Below are 21,839 nucleotides of genomic sequence, written 5' to 3'. Positions count from 1 at the left end.
CGAGCCCCTTGTTTTTATCTACCGTTCACCTACAGTGAAGTCGGCGTTCGGCCTACATGGCGCGTTGAGCCAGCAAGCCGGCACCGGAGTACAGTGACAGACGCACTGTTCATAGGGCTGCAGTGCGCAACGAAGGAGGCTTCATGGACGTCGTCCGCAATTTCCTTACGCGATACGAGCAAAAGCGTGAGGAAGAGATGTCGATCGAGGAGTTCCTCGAGCTGTGCAAGAAGGAGCCGCTGACGTATGCCACGGCTGCCGAGCGCATGCTCGCCGCGATCGGCGAACCGGAGATGGTCGACACGCGCCACGACCAGCGCCTGTCGCGCATCTTCGGCAACAAGGTGATCCGCGTTTACCCGGCGTTCAAGGACTTCTACGGACTGGAAGAGCCGATCGAACAGGTGGTCTCGCACTTCCGGCACGCAGCGCAGGGGCTGGAAGAAAAGAAACAGATTCTTTACCTGCTGGGTCCGGTGGGCGGCGGCAAGTCGTCGATCGCCGAGCGCCTCAAGCAGCTGATGGAGCACATCCCGTTCTACGCGCTCAAGGGCTCGCCGGTGAACGAGTCGCCGCTCGGCCTGTTCTCCAACGACGAAGATGGCCCGCTGCTGGAGCAGCAGTTCGGCATCCCGCGTCGCTACACGCAGAAGATCATGTCGCCGTGGGCGGTCAAGCGCCTCGAGGAATACGGCGGCGACATCCGCAAGTTCAAGGTCGTCAAGCGCTTCCCGTCGATCCTGCGCCAGGTCGGCATCGCCAAGACCGAGCCGGGCGACGAGAACAACCAGGACATCTCCTCGCTGGTGGGCAAGGTCGACATCCGCAAGCTCGAAAGCTTCGCGCAGGACGATCCGGACGCCTACAGCTACTCCGGCGGCCTGTGCCTCGCGAACCAGGGCCTGCTGGAATTCGTGGAAATGTTCAAGGCGCCCATCAAGGTGCTGCACCCGCTGCTGACCGCCACCCAGGAAGGCAACTTCAAGGGCACGGAAGGCTTCGGCGCCATCCCCTTCGACGGCATCGTGATGGCCCACTCGAACGAAAGCGAGTGGAAGGCCTTCAAGAACAACAAGAACAACGAAGCTTTCCTCGACCGCATCTACGTGGTCAAGGTGCCGTACTGCCTGCGCGTCACCGAGGAAGTCAAGATCTACGAGAAGCTGATCGCCAACTCGTCGCTCGCCGAGGCCGTGTGCGCGCCCGGCACGCTGAAGATGATGGCCCAGTTCTCGGTGCTCACGCGCCTGAAGGAGCCGGAGAATTCCAGCATCTATTCCAAGATGCTGATCTACGACGGCGAGAACCTCAAGGACACGGACCCCAAGGCCAAGAGCTACCAGGAGTACCGCGACTACGCCGGCGTCGACGAGGGCATGACGGGCATCTCGACGCGCTTCGCCTTCAAGATCATCTCGAAGGTGTTCAACTTCGGCTCGGAAGAGGTGGCCGCCAACCCGGTGCACCTGATGTACGTGCTCGAACAGCAGATCGAGCGCGAGCAGTTCCCGGCCGAGACCGAGCAGAAGTACCTGGCGTACATCAAGGAACACCTGGCCACCCGCTATGCGGAGTTCATCGGCAAGGAAATCCAGACGGCCTACCTCGAGTCCTACTCGGAATACGGCCAGAACATCTTCGACCGGTACGTGACCTACGCGGACTTCTGGATCCAGGACCAGGAGTTCCGCGACACGGACACCGGCGAGATCTTCGATCGCGCCGCGCTGAACGCGGAGCTGGAGAAGATCGAGAAGCCGGCCGGCCTGTCCAACCCCAAGGACTTCCGCAACGAGATCGTCAACTTCGTGCTGCGTGCGCGGGCCAACAACGCGGGCAAGAACCCGGTGTGGACCAGCTACGAGAAGCTGCGCACGGTGATCGAGAAGAAGATGTTCTCGAACACCGAGGAGTTGCTGCCGGTCATCAGCTTCAACGCCAAGGCCAGCGCCGACGAGGCGAAGAAGCACGAGGACTTCGTCAACCGGATGGTCGAGAAGGGCTACACGAAACGCCAGGTGCGCCTGCTCTGCGAGTGGTATCTGCGCGTACGAAAGAGTTCCTGACCCCGGCGACAGCAGCGATGCGAGGCCACAGCACTTGAACAGAGGAAGGGCCGCCAGTGAGCAACAGTAGCGGAGGCGAGCGGTCCCAGCTCCACCAGGTCATCGACCGCCGCCTCTCGGGCAAGAACAAGTCGATCGGCAACCGCGAACGCTTCCTGCGGCGTTACCGCGAGCAGATCAAGGAAGCGGTGCGCAAGGCGGTCGGCGACCGCAGCATCACCGACATGGAGGAGGGCGCCGACATCACGTTGCCCAAGCGCGACGTGACGGAGCCCACCTTCGGCCATGCACCCGGCGGCAGCCGGGAGCTCGTACACCCGGGCAACCAGGAATACGTGCGCGGCGACCGCATCCAGCGACCGCAGGGCGGCGGGGGCGGTGGCTCGGGCGGCAGCGGCGCGTCGCCGGACGGACAGGGCGAGGACGACTTCGTCTTCCGCATCAGTCGCGAAGAGTTCATGAACTACTTCTTCGACGACCTGGCGCTTCCGCGCATGATCCGCACGCAGCTGCTGGCGGATGTCCCCGAATGGAAGCTGCGCCGCGCGGGCTTCGTCAGCGAGGGCAATCCCACCAGCCTGCACGTGGTGCGCTCGATGCGCGTGGGCCTGGCGCGGCGCATTGCCATGGGCGGCGACGCACGGCGGGAACTGAAGGAAGCGGAGCGCCAGCTCGAGGACCTCGAGCGCCGGCCGGAGGGCCCGCCGCCCGAGCTGGAAATGCTGCGCAAGCGCGTCGCGGAGCTGCGCGAGCGCGTCAAGCGCGTGCCCTTCCTCGACCCGTTCGACCTGCGCTACCGCAACCGCGTGCGCGAGCCCAAGCCCACCAGCAAGGCCGTGATGTTCTGCCTGATGGACGTCTCCGGCTCCATGGACGAACAGCGCAAGGACCTCGCCAAGCGCTTCTTCATCCTGCTGTACCTGTTCCTGTCGCGCCACTACGAGAAGACCGAAGTGGTGTTCATCCGCCACCACACCCAGGCGGCCGAGGTGACGGAGGAAGAGTTCTTCCACGCCACCGAGTCGGGCGGCACGGTCGTGTCGAGCGCGCTGACGCTGATGAACGACATCATCCGCGCCCGCTACATGGGCAGCGAATGGAACATCTACGGCGCCCAGGCCTCGGACGGCGACAACTGGCAGCAGGACTCCTCCAAGTGCCGCGAGCTCCTGGACCACAAGATCCTCCCGCTGGTGCGTTACTACGCGTACGTGCAGGTGGCCGACGAAGACCAGAACCTGTGGGAGGAATACACGCGCGTGCGTGACGCCAACCCGCAGTTCGCGATGCAGAAGATCGTCACGCCATCGCAGATCTTCCCGGTGTTCCGGGACCTGTTCAAGAAGCAACCTGCAGGGGCCACATGATGGAAGAAGCACTCCTCGCCTCGTCCGACGTGAAGAACAAGGACGAGAGCAAGCGCCTGCCCAGCCCTTCGGACTGGAACTTCGACCTGATCGAAACCTACTTCCAGGCGATCCGCCGCACTGCGGAGCGCTTCGGGCTGGACACCTATCCGAGCCAGCTGGAACTGATCTCCTCCGAGCAGATGCTGGACGCGTATGCCTCCGTGGGCATGCCGGTGAACTACCGCCACTGGTCCTACGGCAAGCACTTCATCCAGAGCGAGAAGAGCTACCGGCGCGGCCACATGGGGCTGGCCTACGAGATCGTGATCAACTCCGATCCCTGCATCGCCTACCTCATGGAGGAGAACACGATGCCGATGCAGGCGCTGGTGATGGCGCACGCCTGCTTCGGGCACAACTCCTTCTTCAAGGGCAACTACCTGTTCCGCATGTGGACGGACGCCAGCTCCATCATCGACTACCTGGTCTATGCGAAGAGCTACGTCACCGAATGCGAGGAGCGCTACGGCATCGACGTCGTGGAGCAGACGCTGGACGCCTGCCACGCTCTGATGAACTATGGCGTGGACCGCTATCGCCGGCCGCAGAAGATCTCCATGGTGGAAGAGGAGAACCGGCGCAAGGACCGCGAGGCTTACCTGCAGCAGCAGGTGAACGACATGTGGCGCACGCTGCCCGCCAAGGCCGACAAGAAGGCCAAGAAGGAGGCCAAGCGCTACCCCGAGGAGCCGCAGGAGAACATCCTGTACTTCATCGAGAAGAACGCGCCCCTGCTGGAGCCGTGGCAGCGCGAGATCGTGCGCATCGTCCGCAAGGTCGCGCAGTACTTCTATCCGCAGCGGCAGACGCAGGTGATGAACGAGGGCTGGGCCACGTTCTGGCACTACACGCTGCTGAACACCATGTACGACGAGGGCCTGCTCTCGGACGGCTACATGATGGAGATCCTCAGCTCGCACACCAACGTGGTGTTCCAGCCGCCGGTGACGCATCCGGCGTACAGCGGCATCAACCCGTACGCGCTGGGCTTCTCGATGTTCTCGGACATCCGGCGCATCTGCGAGAACCCGACCGACGAGGACCGCGCCTGGTTCCCGGATATCGCGGGCACCGACTGGATCAAGTCGCTGGACTATGCGATGCGGCACTTCAAGGACGAGAGCTTCATCGGCCAGTACCTGTCGCCCAAGCTGATGCGCGACCTGCGCCTGTTCGCAGTGCTCGACGACGCGGCGCAGTCGGAACTGGAAGTCGCGGCGATCCACGACGAGAACGGCTACCGGCGCCTGCGCGAGTCGCTGTCACGCCAGCACGACCTGGGCTGGCGCGAGCCGAACATCCAGGTGTGGAACGTCAACGCGCGCGGCGACCGTTCGCTGACCCTGCGCCACATCCGCCACAACGACCGCCCGCTGGACAACAGCGCGGAAGAAGTGGTGAAGCACGTGGCGCGCCTGTGGGGCTTCCGCGTGCGCCTCGAAAGCGTGGACAGCCACGACCGCGTCATGCAGCACTGGGAAGTCACCCCGCCGGCGCATCACTAGTCTCCGCGCGCCCCGGGGAGGCAGGTGCTTCATGCGCACATAAGAACGCAGAGGACGCAAAGGTTACGCAGAGGACGCAGAAGGACTTCCTTTGAAGGAAATCTCTTTTCTGCGTACCTTGGCTGTTTCCTTTGCGTCCTCTGCGTTCTCCTCTCCGATCAGGCGCCGAACCCGATCATTCAGGAATGATGGGATGATCCGCGGCCATGGCCGCGTCTCCTGCTGCGAAAGCACTTCCCCTCGTCCTTCTCCTCACCCTCGTGTGGGGCACCAACTGGGCCCTGTTTCCCCTCGCCGTCCGTGAAGTGTCCGTCTGGACCTTCCGTGCCGTGAGCCTCACCGGCGCGGGCGTGCTGCTGCTGGCGTTCGCGCGCGCACGCGGTATCGCGCTCGCGATCCCGCGACGGTACTGGCCTGCGGTCACGGCGGCGGCGCTGGTCTACCTGGTGGTGTGGAACCTTGCGAGCACGTACGCAGCGATCCTGATCCCGTCCGGGCAGGCGGCGATCCTGGGCTTCACCATGCCCTTGTGGACCGTGCTGGTGGCCTGGCTGGCCTTCGGCGAGCGGCCGACGGCCCGCATGTGGATCGCCGTGGCGCTCGCTGCAACGGGCGTCGCCTTGCTCGCCATCCCGGCGCGCACGGCGTATGCCACCGCGCCGGCGGGCTTCCTGCTCGGACTGCTCGCCGGCCTCGGCTGGGCCGTGGGCACCGTGATCCTCAAGCGCGCCAGCGTGCCCGTGCCGGCGCTGGTGCTGACCGGCTGGCAGTTGCTGATCGCTGCAGTGCCCCTGGCTGCGGGCGCGGTGTGGCTGGGGCGCGGCCAGGGCCACGCGGTCTCCCTGCAGACCTGGCTCGTCATCGGCTACATCACCATCGTGCCGATGGCGATCGGCAACGCCGCGTGGTTCTCCATCGTGCGGCTGCTGCCGGCCGGCGTGGCGGGGCTGTCCTCGGTCATGGTCCCGGTGGTCGCGATGGTCACCGGCGCCATCGCCTACGGCGAGCCGCTCGGTCCCTGGCAGCTCGGGGCGATGGGCTGCAGCGCGGGCGCGCTGGGATTGGCGCTGGCGCGCAAGTGAGGCATCACGGGTCCTGGGCCTGATGCGCCAATAGGGACGATGCCGCCGGGTCCAGCGCGTCCGCCGCGGCACTGGGTTCGGCGGCCACGCGCTGTTGCGGCGGCAGCAGCGCGCGGTTGTTGCGGCCGATGCCGAGATAGGTGAAGCCGGCCTGCGCCATCGCATGCGGCTCGTAGAGGTTGCGCCCGTCCAGGACCAGCGACGTGCGCATGGCGTCCTTCATCGCGCGCAGGTTGGGGCTCTTGTAGATCTTCCACTCGGTGAGCAGCACGAGCGCGTCCGCGCCCGTCACCGCGTCCAGCGGCTTGGCGACGAAGGTGATGTTGCGCAGCAGCTCGGGGTGGTCCTGCAGGTCGTCGGCGAGGACGCGCGCCGCCTGTTCCTGCGCCACCGGGTCGTGCGCGCGCACCCGGGCGCCGGCCCGCAGCAGCGCACCGATGACGAGCCGGCTGGGCGCTTCGCGCATGTCGTCGGTGCCCGGCTTGAACGCGAGGCCCCAGACCGCGAACGTGCGCCCGGCCAGCCGCCGGCCGAATTGCGCCCGGATCTTGTCCAGCAGCACGTGCTTCTGCGCCTGGTTGACGCGTTGCACGGCGGTGAGCACCTGCAGGGGCAGCCCGTGCGCCTGCGCCGTGCGGCACAGCGCGTCCACGTCCTTGGGGAAGCAGCTGCCGCCGTAGCCCGTGCCGGCATAGAGGAAGCTGTAGCCGATGCGCGGATCCGAACCGATGCCCTGGCGCACCAGTTCGATGTCGGCGCCCACGCGGTCGGCCAGGTTCGCGAGCTCGTTCATGAAGCTGATGCGCGTGGCCAGCATCGCGTTGGCCGCGTACTTGGTGAACTCGGCGCTGCGCACGTCCATGACGCGCGTGCGTTCGTGGTTGCGGTTGAAGGGCCGGTACAGCTCGCGCAACAGCGCCAGCGCGCGCTGCCCCGGCTCGTCGTCGTCCACACCCAGCACGATGCGGTCGGGGCGCATGAAGTCGTCGATGGCCGCGCCTTCCTTGAGGAACTCGGGGTTGCTCGCCACCGAGAAGGCGATGTCCTCGCGACCGCGCTTCGCCAGTTCCTCGCGCACCACCGCCGCGACTTCCTGCGCCGTGCCCACGGGGACCGTGGACTTGTCGACGATCACCTTGAAGCGGTCCATGTGGCGCCCGATGGCGCGCGCGGCCGCCAGCACGTACTTCAGGTCGGCGCTGCCGTCCTCGTCGGGGGGCGTGCCCACCGCGATGAACTGCAGGTCGGCGAACGCGACGCTCGCCGCCACGTCGCAGGAGAAGGTGAGGCGTCCTTCCTCGACGTTGCGCAGCAGGACCTCCTCCAGCCCGGGCTCGTGGATCGGTATGCCTCCGGCGTTCAGCAGGTCGATCTTGTTGCGGTCGAGGTCCAGGCAGAACACGTTGTTGCCGAGTTCGGCGAGGCAGGCGCCGGTGACCAGGCCGACGTAGCCCGTGCCCACGATCGTGACGTTCATCTTGTTGTGTTCCGTGCGATGCGAGTCGCCACAGCCTAGGAGCTTCGCCCCGGCACGTGCTGGCCCCAGCGCCTTCCCTGCCGGTAGGCGTGCTCCTACGGCTGCGAGCGGCAACGTCGTGCGGACGCCGGGCGCGCGGCCGCGAGCGAGCCGGCCAGAGGCTGGTGCGGCGCAGCATTGGACCTTGGTCCGATGGTCCGCGGCACGGCCGCACGGGAATATCACGCCAGCCCTCCGGGCGCAGTCGATCCCGTTCCACTTGCACGGACTGCGCACCCAAGCAGACACCTTGCCGCACCCGCCCCATGACCGACCCCTCCCAGCACCTGTCGCGCAGCACCGAACTCACCGCCAAGGTGGGCGTCCTGCTGCAGAAGCGCCTCACCGTGGCGCGCGAGAAGTTCGCCAGCACCGTGCGCGACAGCTTCGCCCGGCACGGGCAGGCGGCGCTGCAGGACAAGCCCCATCCGTGGAACTGGTGGAGCGGCGCGGCCGACTATGCGCTGGACTTCGCGCAGCGCTCGGTGCTGTTCCTCGATGCGCTGCGCCAGCGCGGCAACAACTTCGTGGAGCACACGCGCGCCGGACTGCCGCCCGTGCTGCACTTCGACTACCACATGGTGCTGGACGGCCGCGGCCTGCCGCAGCCCGTGAACTACGCGCTGGTGCGGATCGTCCCGCCGGCGGGCGTCACCGTCGACGAGCGCAGCCGGCCCTACGTGATCATCGACCCGCGCGCGGGCCACGGCCCCGGCATCGGCGGCTTCAAGGACGATTCGCAGGTCGGCGTGGCGCTGCGCGAAGGCCACCCGGTGTACTTCGTCATCTTCTACCCGGAGCCCGAGCCCGGCCAGACGATGCTGGACGTCTGTAACGCGGAGCGGCTGTTCGTCGCCGAGGTGCGCGCGCTGCATCCCGAGTCGCCCAAGCCCGCCATCGTCGGCAACTGCCAGGGCGGCTGGGCCGCCATGATGCTGGCGGCCGCGAACCCGGACGACACGGGTCCCGTCGTGATCAACGGCGCGCCCATGTCGTACTGGGGCGGCGCTTGGGAAGAGGGCGCGGGCGACAACCCGATGCGCTACTCCGGCGGCCTGCTCGGAGGCACCTGGCTGGCCTCGCTCGCCTCGGACCTGGGGGCGGGCAAGTTCGACGGCGCCTGGCTGGTGCAGAACTTCGAGAGCCTGAACCTCGCCAACACCTACTGGGACAAGTACTACCACGTGTTCGCCAACGCGGACACCGAGCCGCCGCGCTTCCTGGAGTTCGAGCGCTGGTGGGGCGGCTTCTACCTGATGAACCGCGAGGAGATCGAGTGGATCACGCGCAACCTCTTCGTCGGCAACAAGCTGTGGAAGGGAGGCGTGCAGACCGGGGCGGGCGGCGTGTTCGACCTGCGCGAGCTGAAGGTCCCCGTGATCCTGTTCGCGTCGATGGGCGACAACATCACGCCGCCGGAGCAGGCGTTCAACTGGGTGGCCGACGTGTACGGCAGCACCGAGGAGATCAAGGCGCGCGGGCAGGTGATCGTCGGGCTGCTGCACGAGGACGTCGGGCACCTGGGCATCTTCGTCTCCGGTAAGGTGGCCAAGAAGGAGCACGCGCAGATCGTCAACGTGATGGAGTCGATCGAGGCGCTGCCGCCCGGCCTCTATGGCATGCACATCACGCAGCGCAAGGGCACCGACGGTAAGCCGGCGTACGACGTGCATTTCGAGGAGCGGCGGCTGGAGGACCTGGTCGCCCGCCTCAACCGCTTCCAGCGCGCCGACGAACAGCCGTTCGAGGCGGTGAACTCGGTCTCCGAGTTCAACCAGCGTGCCTACGAGCTGTTCGCGCGCCCGCTGGTGCAGTCCGTGGCCAGCGAGTTCACGGCGAAGGCCTCGCGCACCCTGCATCCGCTGCGCTTCGAGCGCTGGTCGCTGTCCGACCTGAATCCCGCCTTGTGGTGGGTCGGGCCCGCGGCGCAGCTGGTGAAGCAGCAGCGCAAGGCCTTGCCGGCGGAGCATCCGCTGCGCCGCAACGAGAAGCTGGCTTCGGAGCTCACCAGCGCCTCCCTGGAGTACGTGCGCGCGCTGCGCGACGCGATGAGCGAGGCGATGTTCTTCGCGACCTACGGCAACCTGTTCTCTCTGTACCTGGCGGACCGCCCGGAGCACCAGCCTGCGGCGCCGCAGGAGCCGCGCGAACTCGCCGTCGTGCAGCAGGCGCTGGCGGGCATCGAGCAGGGCGGCTACGCGGAAGCCGCCACCCGCGCCGCTTTCCTGCTCGCGCGCCATGGCGAGCCGCTACCGCTGTCGCGCCTGGAGCTGAAGAAGGACCTCCTGGCCGAGTACAAGGACCTGCTGCCGAAGCTCTCGCAGGACGAAGCCCGGCGCGTGCGAGGTGCGCAGGAGCTGATCGTGCGCTACGCGCCGGAACAGGCGATCGCGACCTTGCCGCGCCTGTTGCCCGAGCGACCGGATCGCGAGCGCTTCCTGTCCCTGCTGCAGCGGCTGCTGGCAGACGAACGCGTGCAGGGCATGCAACCCTCGCCGGAGCAGTTCGCGATGCTGGAACGCATCCGCAGCACCGTGACTGCCGGCTCCGGGACGGGCCCGGTCCGGAGCATCGCGACGCGCCAGGAGCGGAGGGCCGCGCAATGAGCAGCCACACGCATTACGAGCGGCTGCTGGCCCGCGCGCGCACCTTGCCGGCCGTGCCGACGGCCGTCGTGCATCCCTGCGACGTCGCCTCGCTGACCGGTGCGGTGGACGCGGCGAAGATGGGGCTGATCGCGCCCGTGCTGGTCGGCCCCGAGCAGCGCATCCGCGCCGTCGCGCAGCAGGCCGACCTGGACCTCTCCGGGATGGAGATCGTCGATGCGCCGCACAGCGAGGCTTCGGCGGCCGCGGCCGTGCGCCTCGTGCGCGAGGGCCGCGCGGAATGCCTGATGAAGGGCAGCCTGCACACCGATGAACTCATGGCGGCCGTGGTCGCACGCGAGGGCGGGCTGCGCACCTCGCGCCGCATCAGCCACTGCTTCGTCATGGACGTGCCCAGCTACGACACGCCGCTGATCATCTCGGACGCCGCCGTGAACATCGCGCCCACGCTGGAGGACAAGGTCCACATCGTGCAGAACGCGATCGACCTCGCGCGGGCGCTGGGCCAGCCCGAGGTGCGCGTCGCCATCCTGTCGGCGATGGAGACGGTGAACCCCAAGGTGCAATCCACCATCGAGGCCGCCGCGCTGTGCAAGATGGCCGACCGCGGCCAGATCACCGGTGGCGTCCTGGACGGGCCGCTGGCGCTGGACAACGCGATCAACCTGCAGGCGGCGGAGATCAAGAAGATCGATTCGCCGGTGGCCGGCCGCGCCAACGTGCTGATCGTGCCGGACCTGGAAGCGGGCAACATGCTCGCGAAGAGCCTCACCTTCCTTGCGGGCGCCGATGCGGCGGGCATCGTGCTCGGTGCGAAGGTCCCGATCATCCTCACCAGCCGCGCGGACTCGGTGATGACGCGGCTGGCCTCCTGCGCCGTGGCATCGCTGGTCGCGCATGCCCGGCGCGAGTCGCTGGGCAAGGCAGTGCAATGAGCAGGGAGTCTCGCAATGGCTGACGCGATCGCCGTACTGAACGCCGGCTCTTCGAGCATCAAGTACTCGCTGTTCCTGGTGCGCGGCAAGGACCTCGCGCCCAGCCTGCGCGGGCAGGTGGAGGGGCTGTACACCCGGCCGCGCTTCGTCGCGAAGAATGCAGCGGGCGAACTGCTGGAGGAGACGACCTGGGCCGAAGGCGTGCAGCTGGGCCACGCGGGTGCGCTGGATCACCTCGTGCCCTTCGTGCGCGCGCACTTGGGCCGCGACACGCTCGCCGCCATCGGGCACCGCGTCGTGCACGGGGGCATGGAGTACACGCGCCCGGTGCGCATGGACGCCGCCGTCCTGCAGTCGCTGGAGCAGTTCGTGCCGCTGGCGCCGCTGCACCAGCCGCACAACCTGTCGCCAATCCGCGTGCTGCTCGAACGCATGCCGGAGCTGCCGCAGGTGGCGTGCTTCGACACGGCGTTCCACCGCAGCAACCCGGAGGTGGCGCAGATGTTCGCGCTGCCGGCGCGCTTCCACGCGCAAGGCGTGCGGCGCTACGGCTTCCACGGCCTGTCCTACGAGTACATCGCGTCGGTGCTGCCGCAGGTGGATGCGCGCGCCGCGCAGGGCCGCACCGTGGTGATGCACCTGGGCAACGGCGCCAGCATGTGTGCGCTGCGCGAGGGCGCGAGCGTGGCCAGCACCATGGGCTTCACCGCCGTGGACGGCCTGCCCATGGGGACTCGCTGCGGCGCGATCGATCCGGGCGTCATCCTCTACCTGGTAGGCCAGCGCGGCATGGACGTGCGCGCCGTCGAGAAGCTGATCTACAACGAGTCCGGGTTGCTGGGCGTCTCCGGCCTCTCCAGCGACATGCGCGCGCTGCTCGCGAGCGACGATCCCGGCGCCCGCACGGCCATCGACCTGTACCTGTACCGCATCCGGCGCGAGCTCGGCTCGCTGGCCGCCGCCCTGGGCGGCCTCGACGCGATCGTCTTCACGGCCGGCATCGGCGAGCACGCGGCGTTCATCCGCCAGCGCATCTGCGAGGACGCGGCGTGGCTCGGCGTGCAGCTCGACGGCGTCGCCAATGCGAAGGACGGCCCGCGCATCAGCCCCGCCGGCGGCCGGGTCGGCGCGTGGGTGGTGCCCACCAACGAGGAGCTGATGATCGCGCGGCACACGCACGCGCTGCTCGCCGCCTGACATGGACGCCCGCAACCACGCCGACACCGAAACGCTGCGCGACCGCACGCGCATCATCATCCGCGCCCTGCGGCCGGAGAACGGTGAGGCCCTGCTGCAGGCCATGGCCCGAGGCTCCGGCATCGCTTCGCAGCGGGAGAACGCATGATTCCGGTTCCCACCCCGGCCCTGAAGGGCATGAAGGCGCTCGTGGTCGGTGTGGCCAACGAGCATTCCATCGCCTATGGCTGCGCGTCGGCGCTGCGCCAGCTCGGCGCCGACCTGGCGCTCACCTATCTCAACGACAAGGCGAGGCCGTACTTGGAGCCGCTGGCGCGCAGCCTCGAGGCGCCCTTGCTGCTGCGGCTAGACGTCGGCCACCCCGGCGAGCTCGAGGCCGTGTTCGAGCGCATCTCCGCACAGTGGGGCAGGCTGGACATCCTGGTGCACTCGATCGCCTGGGCGCCCAAGGACGACCTGCAGGGCGGCCTGCTCGATTGCAGCGCGGATGGCTTCGCCAAGGCGATGGACATCTCCTGCCACTCCTTCGTGCGCATGGCGCGGCTGGCCGCGCCGCTGATGGTCGATGGCGGCACGATGGTCGCTATGAGCTACCACGGCGCGCAGAAGGTGGTGCCCAACTACAACGTGATGGGTCCGGTGAAGGCCGCGCTGGAGGCGTCCTGCCGCTATCTCGCGTACGAGCTGGGCCCCCGGGGCATCCGCGTGCACCCGGTCTCGCCAGGCCCGCTGAAGACGCGCGCCGCCTCGGGGCTGAAGGACTTCGACCTGCTGCTCAACGAGGCGACGCAGAAGTCGCCGGTGGGCGAACTGGTCGACATCATGGACGTGGGCTTCGCCTGCGCCTACCTCGCGACGCCGTACGCCCGGCGGATCACCGGAGGCACGTTGTACGTGGACGGCGGCGTCAACATCATGGGTTGAAGGAGACCAGCATGCGCATCGTGATCGGAAACCTGCCGGACGACGTCGACGAGGACGGGATCCGCGACGCGTTGTCGCCCTTCGCCCCGGTGGAGGCCATCAAGCTCGTGCACGAGAGCGGCGCCCCCACCGCGGTGATCGATATGGAGACGACGCGGCCGCACGCCGAGCAGCTGGCCAACCGCATCCGCGGCCGGCTGTACCAGGGCAGGCCCCTGAACGCCTGGGTGCCGACGATGGACTGGTAGCCCGCAATGGCCACCTCGCTTTTCGACCGCGCCTTCGCCGTGCTGTTCGGCCGCGAGCAGCAGGTCCGGCCCGACGAGGACCGGGAGCTCGTCGCCGAACTCACCGACCTGATCGTCGAAACCGTCGAGCCCAAGGTCCGCGCCGACCGCCGCTACCGCCACAAGCTGGAGCCGTGCGTGCGCACCACCATCGCGTGGCTGCGCCAGATCGGGCGCATGCCGCTTCAGCCGCTGCTGTTGACGCGCGCGCAATGGACCCGCGATGCGAACCTGCGCGCCTTCTTCGCGAGCGCCGACGACATCCCTGCCTTCCTCGGCCGCAGCAAGGACTTGCGCGCCTTCTTCGAGGCGCCCGCGAACATCGGCGTGGACGAGGCCTTCGCACTGGTGGGCATGCGCTGCGAGGAAAAGACCGTGCTGGCGCCGCGCTACGAAGACGGGATGCTGCGGCAGGACGTGGCGCAGACCACCGTCAATTTCACCGGCCACCGGCTGGTCGAGCCCGCGGCCACCGAGCGCCAGGTGCGCATGGAGGTCGGCCGCCGCATCGTGCTGCGGCTCGCGCAGGTCGCATTGGGGCGCATCCTGGAGATCGACCGGGCAGGCTTGCAGAAGGAGCAGCGCAAGGCGTGGCTGATGACGCGCCTGCGCTTCCTCAAGCTCGCGCAGGACGGCATGCAGGGCATCGTGGACGACCCCACGACGATCGCCCAGCAGATCGCGGAAGTGCAGCGCGACCTCGACCAGGCCGTCAAGGACTTCATCGAGGTGAAGGGCAGCCTGGCTACGCTGGAGGGCTACCTGCGCGTCATCGAGGATGTGTTCGGGCATCCGCAGCAGCATGTGGTGCTCACGCGCAGGGAGCTGCGCCTCGACCGCATGAACGTGAAGGCCGAGGCCGGCAGCGACTCGCCGGGCGAGGCCCTGTCGCTGGCGGAACTGCGCGTGGGCGACAAGCTGCAGGCGGTGATCGCGCTCGTGCGCTGCCCGCGCACCGAGCTGCCGCCCAAGCAGGACCTGCTGGCGCAGGCCGAACGCTTCCTCTAGCGGGAGGGGCAACGCGCACTGCTACATTGGGGCGGGCGGGTTTCGCCCGGGGAGACACACCATGTACGCAGACCAACTCTTCGCCGGCCAGCGCATCCTGGTCACCGGCGGCGGCACCGGCCTCGGCCGCGCGATGGCCGAACAGTTTCTCGCGCTCGGCGGCGACGTCGCCATCTGCGGGCGCCGCAAGGCCGTCTGCGAGGAAACGGCGGAAGCCTGGCGCGCGCAGTTCCCCGGCCGGCGCATCGACACCTTCGGCGTGGACATCCGCGTTGCGCAGGCCGTCGACGACATGGTGCAGGAGCTGTTCGAGCACGGCGGACTCACGGGACTGGTCAACAACGCCGCCGGCAACTTCATCGCGCCGACCGAAAGCCTGTCGCCGCGCGGCTTCGACGCGATCGCGAACATCGTGTTCCATGGGACCTTCTACGTGACGCAGGCCGTGGGCAAGCGCTGGGTCGCCGAATCCCGGGCCGGGCAGTGGACGCCGGAGCGGCCGTTCCGCAGCGTCATGAGCATCATCACGACCTGGGTCGACAACGGCAGCCCCTACGTCGTGCCCTCGGCCATGAGCAAGGCGGGCATCGACGTGATGACCAAGTCGCTTGCGGTCGAATGGGCGCGCCATGGCATCCGGCTCAACGCCGTCGGTCCCGGCGAGATTCCCACAGAGGGCATGAGCAAGCGGCTCAACCCCGGCGAGGAGCCCGGCGCCCGCAGCAAGGCGCGCAACCCGATGGCGCGGGCGGGCAAGATGAGCGAGCTGCAGAAGCTCGCCGCCTTCCTGATGGCGCCCGGGCAGTGCGACTGGCTCACGGGCCAGAGCATCATGATGGATGGCGGCAACGCGCTCGCCACCGGCGGCAACTTCTACGAGCTGCGCGACTGGAGCGACGCCGACTGGCAGGCCGCGCGCGAGCGCATCGAGGCGCAGAACGCGAAGGACCGCGCACAGCGCTGAACGCCAGGCCCGCGGCTCTTCACCGGGGTCAATGCGCGGCGCCTGGCTCGAAGCTCACCTCGATCGGCAAGCTCGTCTTGCCGCCTTGTTCCAGCATCCACTTGCGGGCGAACTCCTGCACGGTCTGCTGCGCGGCCGGCCGCAGCGCCCGCAGGTAAGCCGGGTCGGACCCGCGGCTGGCCAGTTGCGGCCCGAGATGCCGGACCACGGCCTCGCGATTGGGTGCAGCCGGCGGGGAGAGCCAGCCCGACTCCGTCGTCTGGATCTGCATGTCCTCCGTGTGGAAGGCGACGGGTACCTGCAACTGCGGCTCGGGCACCGTGAGCACATAGTGGTCTGCGCGCGGGACGAGCTTCCACTCGGCTGCAAGCGGCACCCGGTAGGTGAAGCGCGCCCGCACCCGGATGCGGGAGATGGTCGGTGTCAGCAGGCTCGGGCAGTCCACCAGCGGGCAGGTATAGCGGGAGCTCCAGCCGAACTCCTCGACCTTCTCGAGCGCGGCGACCTCGAGGAATCCGCCGGGGGTGCGCAGCAGCAGGATGCGCGCCGGGTCGAGGATGGCCACGGCTTCCTCGCGCGTTCCGTGCAGGAACCAGGCCGCGGCGGCGGCGCCGAGCACGGCTGCCGCGAGCAGCAAGCGGATCGCCGCGGTCTTCATGGCGTGCTCCCTCCCGTTCCCTGGACTTGGCCCATGCTAGCAGCCGGGGCGTCGCATGCCGCGGCGCTCGTGCACGCGGGGGCCGCCTTCGGTACTTCTGCCCGACCGCCGCACCGCGAGCGCCGGCCCTGAGGCGCGCAAGCGACGCCGCCCTTCCGCTTCGCGTCCGGCGCGCGCATGATGGCGGCCGTGAAAGCGGCGTTTCCCCTCGACGGCGGCTGCGATTGCCGCGCCGTGCGCTATCGCATGCACACGGCGCCGCTGTTCGTCCATTGCTGCCACTGCCGCTGGTGCCAACGCGAGTCCGGCGCCTCGTTCGCGCTGAATGCCCTGATCGAGGCGGACCGCGTCGAGCTGCTCGCCGGGCAGCCCGTGGTGGTCGACACGCCTTCGGAGAGCGGCCGCGGACAGCGCATCGCGCGCTGTCCGCGCTGCCACATCGCCGTGTGGAGCAACTACTCGGGAGCCGGGCCGCACGTGCATTTCGTGCGGGTCGGCACGCTCGACACGCCCGATGCCTTGCCACCCGACATCCACATCTTCACGGCGAGCAAACAGCCGTGGCTGCAGTTGCCGCCCGGCGTGCCCGCCGTGCCGGAGTATTACGATCGCCAGCGGCACTGGCCGGCGGCCAGCCTGGAACGGCGCGCAGCCCTGCTGGCGCGGACCGCGCCAAGGGAGTCGCCATGAACGATGCACTGGACCGCCTCGCGCGGGATCTCGGCCTGGCTGCGCCGGAACACGCGCACCTGCGCTACGCGTTCGCGCATGCCTGCGTGCTGCGCGTGCGCCACCTGCTGGAAGACGCGCGGGTCGGCGCCTGCCTGGCCGGGCTTGGGCGCTGGCTGGCCGGGGAGTGCGACGACGCGCACCGCGACGCGCTCGCAGCCGAGGCGGCAGCCCTCGCCAATCATCATCCCGGTTCGCGCGCCATCGACGGCTGCGGCCATGCCGCCGTGTCCGCCACCTATGCGGTCGCGCGGGCGCTGGCGGGCGATGCGCTGCAGGCCGCCGACTATGCCGCGTACGCCACGGTGTACGCGCAGGGCGGCGCTGCGGCGGTCGCGGACCGCGACAGCTTCGCATCCGAATTCCGCTGGCAAGCCGACTGCCTCGCGCAGCTTGCCGCCCTGGAGACTGAATGAAAACCAAGCCGCTGACCCTCGCCATCGTCCTCGTCGCCGTGCTGCTGCTCGCCGTGGTCCTCAATCCCTCGCCCGAGCGGCATCGCGCGCGCATCAAGGAAACGATCGGCGAGCGCAGCCCGGTGTCCCGGCTGCTCGGCCTGGGTTCGCTGGCCGCCTTCGCGACCAGCTGCCACTCGCTGGGCGTGGCCTCGTACACCACGGCCGGCGACCGCACGCTGTCCTTCGGCGTGCTCGGCATGGTGTTCGTCACGCAGTAGATTCCGCGGAGGTCCGCATGGCCGCCACCGACCTGGTATTCGCAGGCTCCATCCCCGAGCTCTACGAGCAGCACATGGTGCCGCTGATCTTCGAGCCGTATGCGCAGGACCTGGCGAGCCGCATCGCAGCGCTCGCGCCGGCGGCGCTGCTGGAGATCGCTGCCGGCACGGGCGTGGTCACCCGCCGCCTCGCCCAGGCCTTGCCGGCGTCGAGCCGCATCGTCGCCACCGACCTGAACCCGGCGATGCTGCAGGAGGCGCAGCGGCGCGGCACGCGGCGTCCGGTGGAGTGGCAGGTGGCGGACGCGATGCAACTGCCCTTCGCGGATGCGAGCTTCGACGCCGTCGCGTGCCAGTTCGGCGCCATGTTCTTCCCGGACAAGGCGCATGCCTTCGCCGAGGCGCGGCGCGTGCTGCGCCCCGGCGGCGTGCTGGTGTTCAACGTGTGGGATGCGATCGCCGACAACGAGTTCGCCGCGACGGTGACCGATGCGCTGGTGCCGCTCTATCCGCAGGACCCCCCTCGATTCATGGCCCGCCTGCCGCATGGGTACCACAACGCGGAGGCGATCGCGCGCGACCTCGTGCAGGGCGGTTTCCGCGAGGCGCCGCAGATCGTGACGGTGACGGCCCGCAGCCCGGCCGCCTCGGCGCGCATCGTGGCGCTGGCTTACTGCCAGGGCACGCCCTTGCGCGGGGAAATCGAGGCGCGCGGCTCCCCGGGGCTGGCCGAGGCCACGCAAGCCGCTGCCGAGGCGCTCGCGAGCCGTTTCGGCAGCGGCGCGATCGACGGCCGAATCCAGGCGAAGGTGGTGACGGTGCGGCGCTAGGCGGAGTTGCTGCGGATCACGCCGATGCGTTCCGCGCCGCTCTCGCCGAACCACACCTCGCCCTTGCGCCCGAGGATCTGGCGCACGTTGGCGCTCTCGTGCGCGAACGGATGGCGCTCGAATTTCTCGCTGCGTGGATCGAAGGACCACAACGCGTTGCCCCCGAAGTCGCTCACCCACACGCTGTCGCGGTCGTCGACATACACGGCGTAGACCATCGGCCGCGGGCCCGGCACCTTCCACGCGCGCCACGCGTGCGTCGCGGGATCGTGCATGGAGAGCTGGCCGCTGTTCCATTCGCTCACCCACAGCCGGCCGCGGCTGTCGCTCCAGATGCGGCGCGCGCCCTGGTCGCGGGTGGGCGGCTCCACGATGCGCGACTCGCCGGTGCGCCGATCGAGCTGCGCGATGAACGAGCCGGCCAGCGAACACCACCAGAGCTCGCCGCCCGGCGTGGTGCAGATGCCGTAGGGGCCCGGGCCGCGCGGTGCCGGCTTCACCGTCACCTGTCCCGTGCGCACCGCGAGGCGGCCGATGTAGCCGGCCTGTCCGGTGAACCAGAGGTCTCCGTCGTGGTCGAAGCTCGCGGTGTTGAGGTTGGTCCAGGGCGTGCCGGCCGGCAGAGCAAACACGGTGAGCTTGCGGTCGGGCCAGCCGACGCGGACGATCGCGTTCTGGCCGCCGTCGGCCAGCCACGCCGCGTGGTCCGGGCCCTGCACCACGCCGTGCGGCGCCGAGCCGGAGCCGAGCGCGACCAGTTCCGTGCGGCCGCTGCCGGGATCGAACCAGCCCAGGTGTCCGCTCGCCTGCGCGGAGAAGAAGACACCGCCGTCCGGCGCGGGCGCGACGTCGTGGATGCCGGTGCGGCGCGAGGTCGCGAGCGGCCACGATTGCATGGCGCCGGCCTGCGCATGCGCGCGGGTGCAGGGCAGGGTGGCGGCCGCGAATCCGGCCAGTCCGGCCAGGACGGCGCGGCGGGTGGGCGGGCTGTGCAGCATGGAAGCCTCCTGCGGTCGCCGCGCCATTCTGCGCGCCGCGGACGGCGGGCTCAAGCCTCCGGGCCGAGCACCTCGACGGCGGGGTCGTCGCGGCGCGTGCGCGCCTCGCGTCCCAGGACGGCCTGCGGGCCGAGTGCCTCGGCCATCGCACCGGTGGCGGCGATGCGCCAACCCTGCTCGGCCACCGCTTCCTCCAGTGCCGCGACCGCGTTCACCGACTCGCCGGGCACCAGCGTGTGGCCCTGGTCGCCATGCAGGCCATCGTCGACCGCGACCAGCGCCACCGGGCCGGCATGCATTGCGATCGCGAGCTTGCGCTCGCGCGGCACGCCCTTGGCCAGTGCGATGGCGGCGCGCAGCACGCGCAGTTCCGCGGGCGTGGTGAGCGTCGCCGCGTCGGTGAACACCGCCATCAGCTTGGGACCGTAGGGCAGCACGTGGGTCGCGCCGAACAGGTACAGCGTGTCGCGCGCGGCCTGTTGCGCCTGCTTCACGCGCTCGGCGAGGGCAGCATCGTCCTCGCCGGGTTCGGGGCCGATCAGGTCGGCCAGCAGCAGGAAGGCCTGTGCGTAGTGCAGGTCGGTGGCGCCGTTGGCCTGGCTCCAGCGCTTGTCGATCTCGCGCTGCAGGTGGCCTTCGTACTGGCGGCCGAGCCTTTCCTTCTGCTGCTCCAGCGCGCTCTCGACCAGCCCGGAGACCGAGCTGCGGAACGCTTTCTCCTGCACCTGCCGGCGCGCGATCACCGCGGACACGGCTTCGCAGAGTTCGTCGGGGCGGTACGGCTTGGTGAGGAAGTCGTCGGCGCCCGCAGTCATGCCCTGGCGCATGTACTTGCGGTCGGACATGGCCGTGAGCAGGATGAAGGGGACGGTAGCGAGGCGCGGATCGGCACGCAGTTGCGACAGCACTTCGTAGCCGGTCATGCCCGGCATCATCACGTCGCAGACGATCACGTCGGGGCGTTGCGCACGGGCTGCGTCCACGCCGGCCGCTCCATCCACCGCTTCGCGCACGTCGTGGCCGGCCTTTTTCAGCGCAAAGCGCGCCACGAACCGCTGCGCCTCGTCATCCTCGATCAACAACACGCTGGGCATGCGGGATTCTCGGCGAAAAAAAGCGCCGCAAGGGCGGCGCTGGTGCAATTGCGAAGGTAACAGCGCGGATCAGTCCTCGCCCCACATCTCGCGCGCGGTCTCGATCACCAGGCGCAGCTTGCTGCGCTGGTCTTCCACTGCGATGTTGTTGCCGTGGACCGTGCTGGAGAAGCCGCACTGCGGCGACAGCGCGAGCTGCTCCATCGGCGCGTACTTCGCGGCTTCCTCGATGCGGCGCTTGAGGGCGTCCTTGCTTTCCAGCTGGCCGAACTTCGTGGTCACCAGTCCGAGCACCACGGTCTTGCCCTTGGGCAGGTAGCGCAGGGGCCGGAAGTCGCCGGAGCGCTCGTCGTCGTACTCCAGGAAGAACGCGTCGAGATCCATCTCCTTCAGCAGGGCCTCGGCCACGGGCTCGTAGTTGCCCGCGGCCGCGTGCGTGCTCTTGAAATTGCCGCGGCACAGGTGCATGGCGAGCAGCATGCCTTCGGGCTTCTGCGCGACCACCTTGTTGATGAACTTCGCGTAGCGGTGCGGCAGCTCGTTGGGATCGTCGCCGCGCTGGCGGGCCGCCTCGCGCATCTTCTCGTCGCAGAGGTAGGCGAGGTTGGTGTCGTCCATCTGCACGTAGCGGCAGCCGGCCGCGTACAGCGAACGCAGTTCGTCGCCATAGGCCTTGGCGACGTCGTCGTAGAAGACCGGGTCGAGCTCGGGATAGGCTTCCTTGCTGATGCCCGCGCGGCCGCCGCGGAAGTGCAGCATGGTGGGCGAGGGGATGGTGACCTTGGCCGTGTGGCCGGGGGTGACCTGCGACTTCAGGTACTCGAAGTCGGCCTTCTGGATGTCCTTGGCGTGGCGCACCTTGTCGATCACGCGGATCACGGGCGGCGCGAGTTCCTCGGTGCCGTCCGGCTTCTTCACGGTGACCGGGATGTCGGTCTTGACGCCACCGAGCTGCTCGAGGAAGTCGATGTGGAAGTAGGTGCGGCGGAACTCGCCGTCGGTGATGCTCTTGAGTCCCACGTCCTCCTGGAACTTCACGATCTCGGTGATCGCCTGGTCTTCCACCTTGCGCAGCTGCGCCGGCGTGATGTCGCCGCGCGCCTTCTGCGCACGGGCCTCCAGCAAATACTTCGGCCGCAGGAAGCTGCCGACATGGTCGTAACGGGCGGGGAGCTTGATCATGCTTTGTCTCTCTCGGGTGTCGTGTGAATTCTAGTGGGGGAGAAAGCGCGGATTTCCAAAAGCCAACAACCGGACGCAGAGGACGCAGAGGTTTCGCAGAGGACGCAGAAAAAACCTTTAAAGGTTTCCCTTTTGCGACTTCTGCGTAACCTTTGCGCCCTCTGCGTCCGGAT

The 21,839-nt window shown here is 68.7% G+C and carries 21 protein-coding genes; 16 read left to right on the top strand and 5 right to left on the bottom strand.

Going from position 1 to position 21,839, the window contains the following annotated elements; genetic code table 11:
• The first annotated feature begins 143 nt into the window (after window positions 1–143).
• From JJB11_RS19460 to JJB11_RS19445, 4 genes are all read left to right on the top strand, one after another.
• Complete coding sequence (locus JJB11_RS19460) at window positions 144–2,066, top strand: PrkA family serine protein kinase (RefSeq protein WP_201175322.1); 1,923 nt, start codon at window positions 144–146, stop codon at window positions 2,064–2,066.
• 56 nt (window positions 2,067–2,122) lie between these two features.
• A complete protein-coding gene (locus JJB11_RS19455; RefSeq protein WP_201175320.1) occupies window positions 2,123–3,433 on the top strand; it encodes a DUF444 family protein in 1,311 nt (436 codons plus the stop codon).
• Window positions 3,433–4,980 carry a SpoVR family protein gene (locus JJB11_RS19450; RefSeq protein ID WP_201964954.1) on the top strand — a complete coding sequence of 516 codons (1,548 nt, stop codon included), beginning with the start codon at window positions 3,433–3,435 and terminating at the stop codon, window positions 4,978–4,980. Before JJB11_RS19455 ends, JJB11_RS19450 begins: the two co-directional genes overlap by 1 nt.
• A 206-nt stretch (window positions 4,981–5,186) precedes the next feature.
• Window positions 5,187–6,062, top strand: a complete 876-nt coding sequence (locus tag JJB11_RS19445) for a DMT family transporter (RefSeq protein ID WP_201175317.1) — start codon at window positions 5,187–5,189, stop codon at window positions 6,060–6,062.
• A gap of 4 nt (window positions 6,063–6,066) precedes the next feature.
• Here the strand turns inward: JJB11_RS19445 and JJB11_RS19440 are convergent, their stop codons facing one another.
• Window positions 6,067–7,539 carry a UDP-glucose dehydrogenase family protein gene (locus tag JJB11_RS19440; RefSeq protein ID WP_201175315.1) on the bottom strand — a complete coding sequence of 491 codons (1,473 nt, stop codon included), beginning with the start codon at window positions 7,537–7,539 and terminating at the stop codon, window positions 6,067–6,069.
• Between the two features lie 305 nt (window positions 7,540–7,844).
• Between JJB11_RS19440 and JJB11_RS19435 the strand changes: the two genes are divergently transcribed.
• From JJB11_RS19435 to JJB11_RS19400, 8 genes are all read left to right on the top strand, one after another.
• Window positions 7,845–10,184 (top strand): DUF3141 domain-containing protein, encoded by a 2,340-nt coding sequence (locus JJB11_RS19435; RefSeq protein WP_201175313.1) that lies wholly within the window; start codon window positions 7,845–7,847, stop codon window positions 10,182–10,184.
• Window positions 10,181–11,119, top strand: a complete 939-nt coding sequence (locus JJB11_RS19430) for a phosphate acetyltransferase (RefSeq protein ID WP_201175311.1) — start codon at window positions 10,181–10,183, stop codon at window positions 11,117–11,119. The genes JJB11_RS19435 and JJB11_RS19430 overlap by 4 nt, the downstream gene beginning before the upstream one ends.
• 15 nt (window positions 11,120–11,134) lie before the next feature.
• Window positions 11,135–12,316 carry an acetate/propionate family kinase gene (locus JJB11_RS19425; RefSeq protein WP_201175309.1) on the top strand — a complete coding sequence of 394 codons (1,182 nt, stop codon included), beginning with the start codon at window positions 11,135–11,137 and terminating at the stop codon, window positions 12,314–12,316.
• Window position 12,317: 1 nt separating this feature from the next.
• A complete protein-coding gene (locus JJB11_RS19420; protein ID WP_201175300.1) occupies window positions 12,318–12,464 on the top strand; it encodes a hypothetical protein in 147 nt (48 codons plus the stop codon).
• On the top strand, window positions 12,461–13,240 hold the full coding sequence (gene fabI, locus JJB11_RS19415) for an enoyl-ACP reductase FabI (protein ID WP_201175298.1): 780 nt from the start codon (window positions 12,461–12,463) through the stop codon (window positions 13,238–13,240). Before JJB11_RS19420 ends, fabI begins: the two co-directional genes overlap by 4 nt.
• Before the next feature lie 11 nt (window positions 13,241–13,251).
• Entirely contained in the window at window positions 13,252–13,488 is a 237-nt protein-coding gene (locus JJB11_RS19410) for an RNA recognition motif domain-containing protein (RefSeq protein WP_201175290.1), read from the top strand.
• 6 nt (window positions 13,489–13,494) lie between these two features.
• Window positions 13,495–14,535, top strand: a complete 1,041-nt coding sequence (locus JJB11_RS19405) for a hypothetical protein (RefSeq protein ID WP_201175287.1) — start codon at window positions 13,495–13,497, stop codon at window positions 14,533–14,535.
• Window positions 14,536–14,596: 61 nt separating this feature from the next.
• The gene (locus JJB11_RS19400) at window positions 14,597–15,499 is read left to right on the top strand and encodes an SDR family oxidoreductase (RefSeq protein ID WP_201175285.1); all 903 of its coding nucleotides are present in this window, start codon (window positions 14,597–14,599) and stop codon (window positions 15,497–15,499) included.
• 28 nt (window positions 15,500–15,527) lie between these two features.
• Here JJB11_RS19400 and JJB11_RS19395 read toward each other — a convergent pair whose 3' ends face one another.
• Window positions 15,528–16,157, bottom strand: coding sequence for a hypothetical protein (locus JJB11_RS19395; protein WP_201175282.1), 630 nt, complete (start codon window positions 16,155–16,157; stop codon window positions 15,528–15,530).
• Between the two features lie 189 nt (window positions 16,158–16,346).
• Here JJB11_RS19395 and JJB11_RS19390 point away from each other — a divergent pair, with 189 nt between their 5' ends.
• Genes JJB11_RS19390 through JJB11_RS19375 form a run of 4 tightly spaced genes read left to right on the top strand, consistent with a single transcriptional unit; the run spans window position 16,347 to window position 18,392 of the window.
• Window positions 16,347–16,847, top strand: a complete 501-nt coding sequence (locus tag JJB11_RS19390) for a GFA family protein (protein ID WP_201964953.1) — start codon at window positions 16,347–16,349, stop codon at window positions 16,845–16,847.
• Window positions 16,844–17,302 (top strand): hypothetical protein, encoded by a 459-nt coding sequence (locus tag JJB11_RS19385; protein WP_201175280.1) that lies wholly within the window; start codon window positions 16,844–16,846, stop codon window positions 17,300–17,302. Before JJB11_RS19390 ends, JJB11_RS19385 begins: the two co-directional genes overlap by 4 nt.
• A complete protein-coding gene (locus tag JJB11_RS19380; protein WP_201175278.1) occupies window positions 17,299–17,562 on the top strand; it encodes a hypothetical protein in 264 nt (87 codons plus the stop codon). Before JJB11_RS19385 ends, JJB11_RS19380 begins: the two co-directional genes overlap by 4 nt.
• A 17-nt stretch (window positions 17,563–17,579) precedes the next feature.
• On the top strand, window positions 17,580–18,392 hold the full coding sequence (locus JJB11_RS19375; protein ID WP_201175276.1) for a class I SAM-dependent methyltransferase: 813 nt from the start codon (window positions 17,580–17,582) through the stop codon (window positions 18,390–18,392).
• Here the strand turns inward: JJB11_RS19375 and JJB11_RS19370 are convergent.
• From JJB11_RS19370 to JJB11_RS19360, 3 genes are all read right to left on the bottom strand, one after another.
• Window positions 18,389–19,390: a Vgb family protein gene (locus tag JJB11_RS19370; RefSeq protein WP_201175273.1), complete on the bottom strand. Its 1,002-nt coding sequence runs from the start codon at window positions 19,388–19,390 to the stop codon at window positions 18,389–18,391. The two genes, JJB11_RS19375 and JJB11_RS19370, sit on opposite strands and share 4 nt — an antisense overlap.
• Before the next feature lie 50 nt (window positions 19,391–19,440).
• Window positions 19,441–20,484, bottom strand: a complete 1,044-nt coding sequence (locus JJB11_RS19365; RefSeq protein WP_201175271.1) for a response regulator transcription factor — start codon at window positions 20,482–20,484, stop codon at window positions 19,441–19,443.
• A 69-nt stretch (window positions 20,485–20,553) separates the two neighbouring features.
• Window positions 20,554–21,666 carry a 5-methyltetrahydropteroyltriglutamate--homocysteine S-methyltransferase gene (locus JJB11_RS19360; protein ID WP_201175269.1) on the bottom strand — a complete coding sequence of 371 codons (1,113 nt, stop codon included), beginning with the start codon at window positions 21,664–21,666 and terminating at the stop codon, window positions 20,554–20,556.
• Window positions 21,667–21,839 lie beyond the last annotated feature (173 nt).

The sequence above is a fragment of the Ramlibacter ginsenosidimutans genome, assembly GCF_016654015.1.
Classification (GTDB): domain Bacteria; phylum Pseudomonadota; class Gammaproteobacteria; order Burkholderiales; family Burkholderiaceae_C; genus Ramlibacter; species Ramlibacter ginsenosidimutans.
This window is presented reverse-complemented; position numbering and strand designations above follow the sequence as displayed.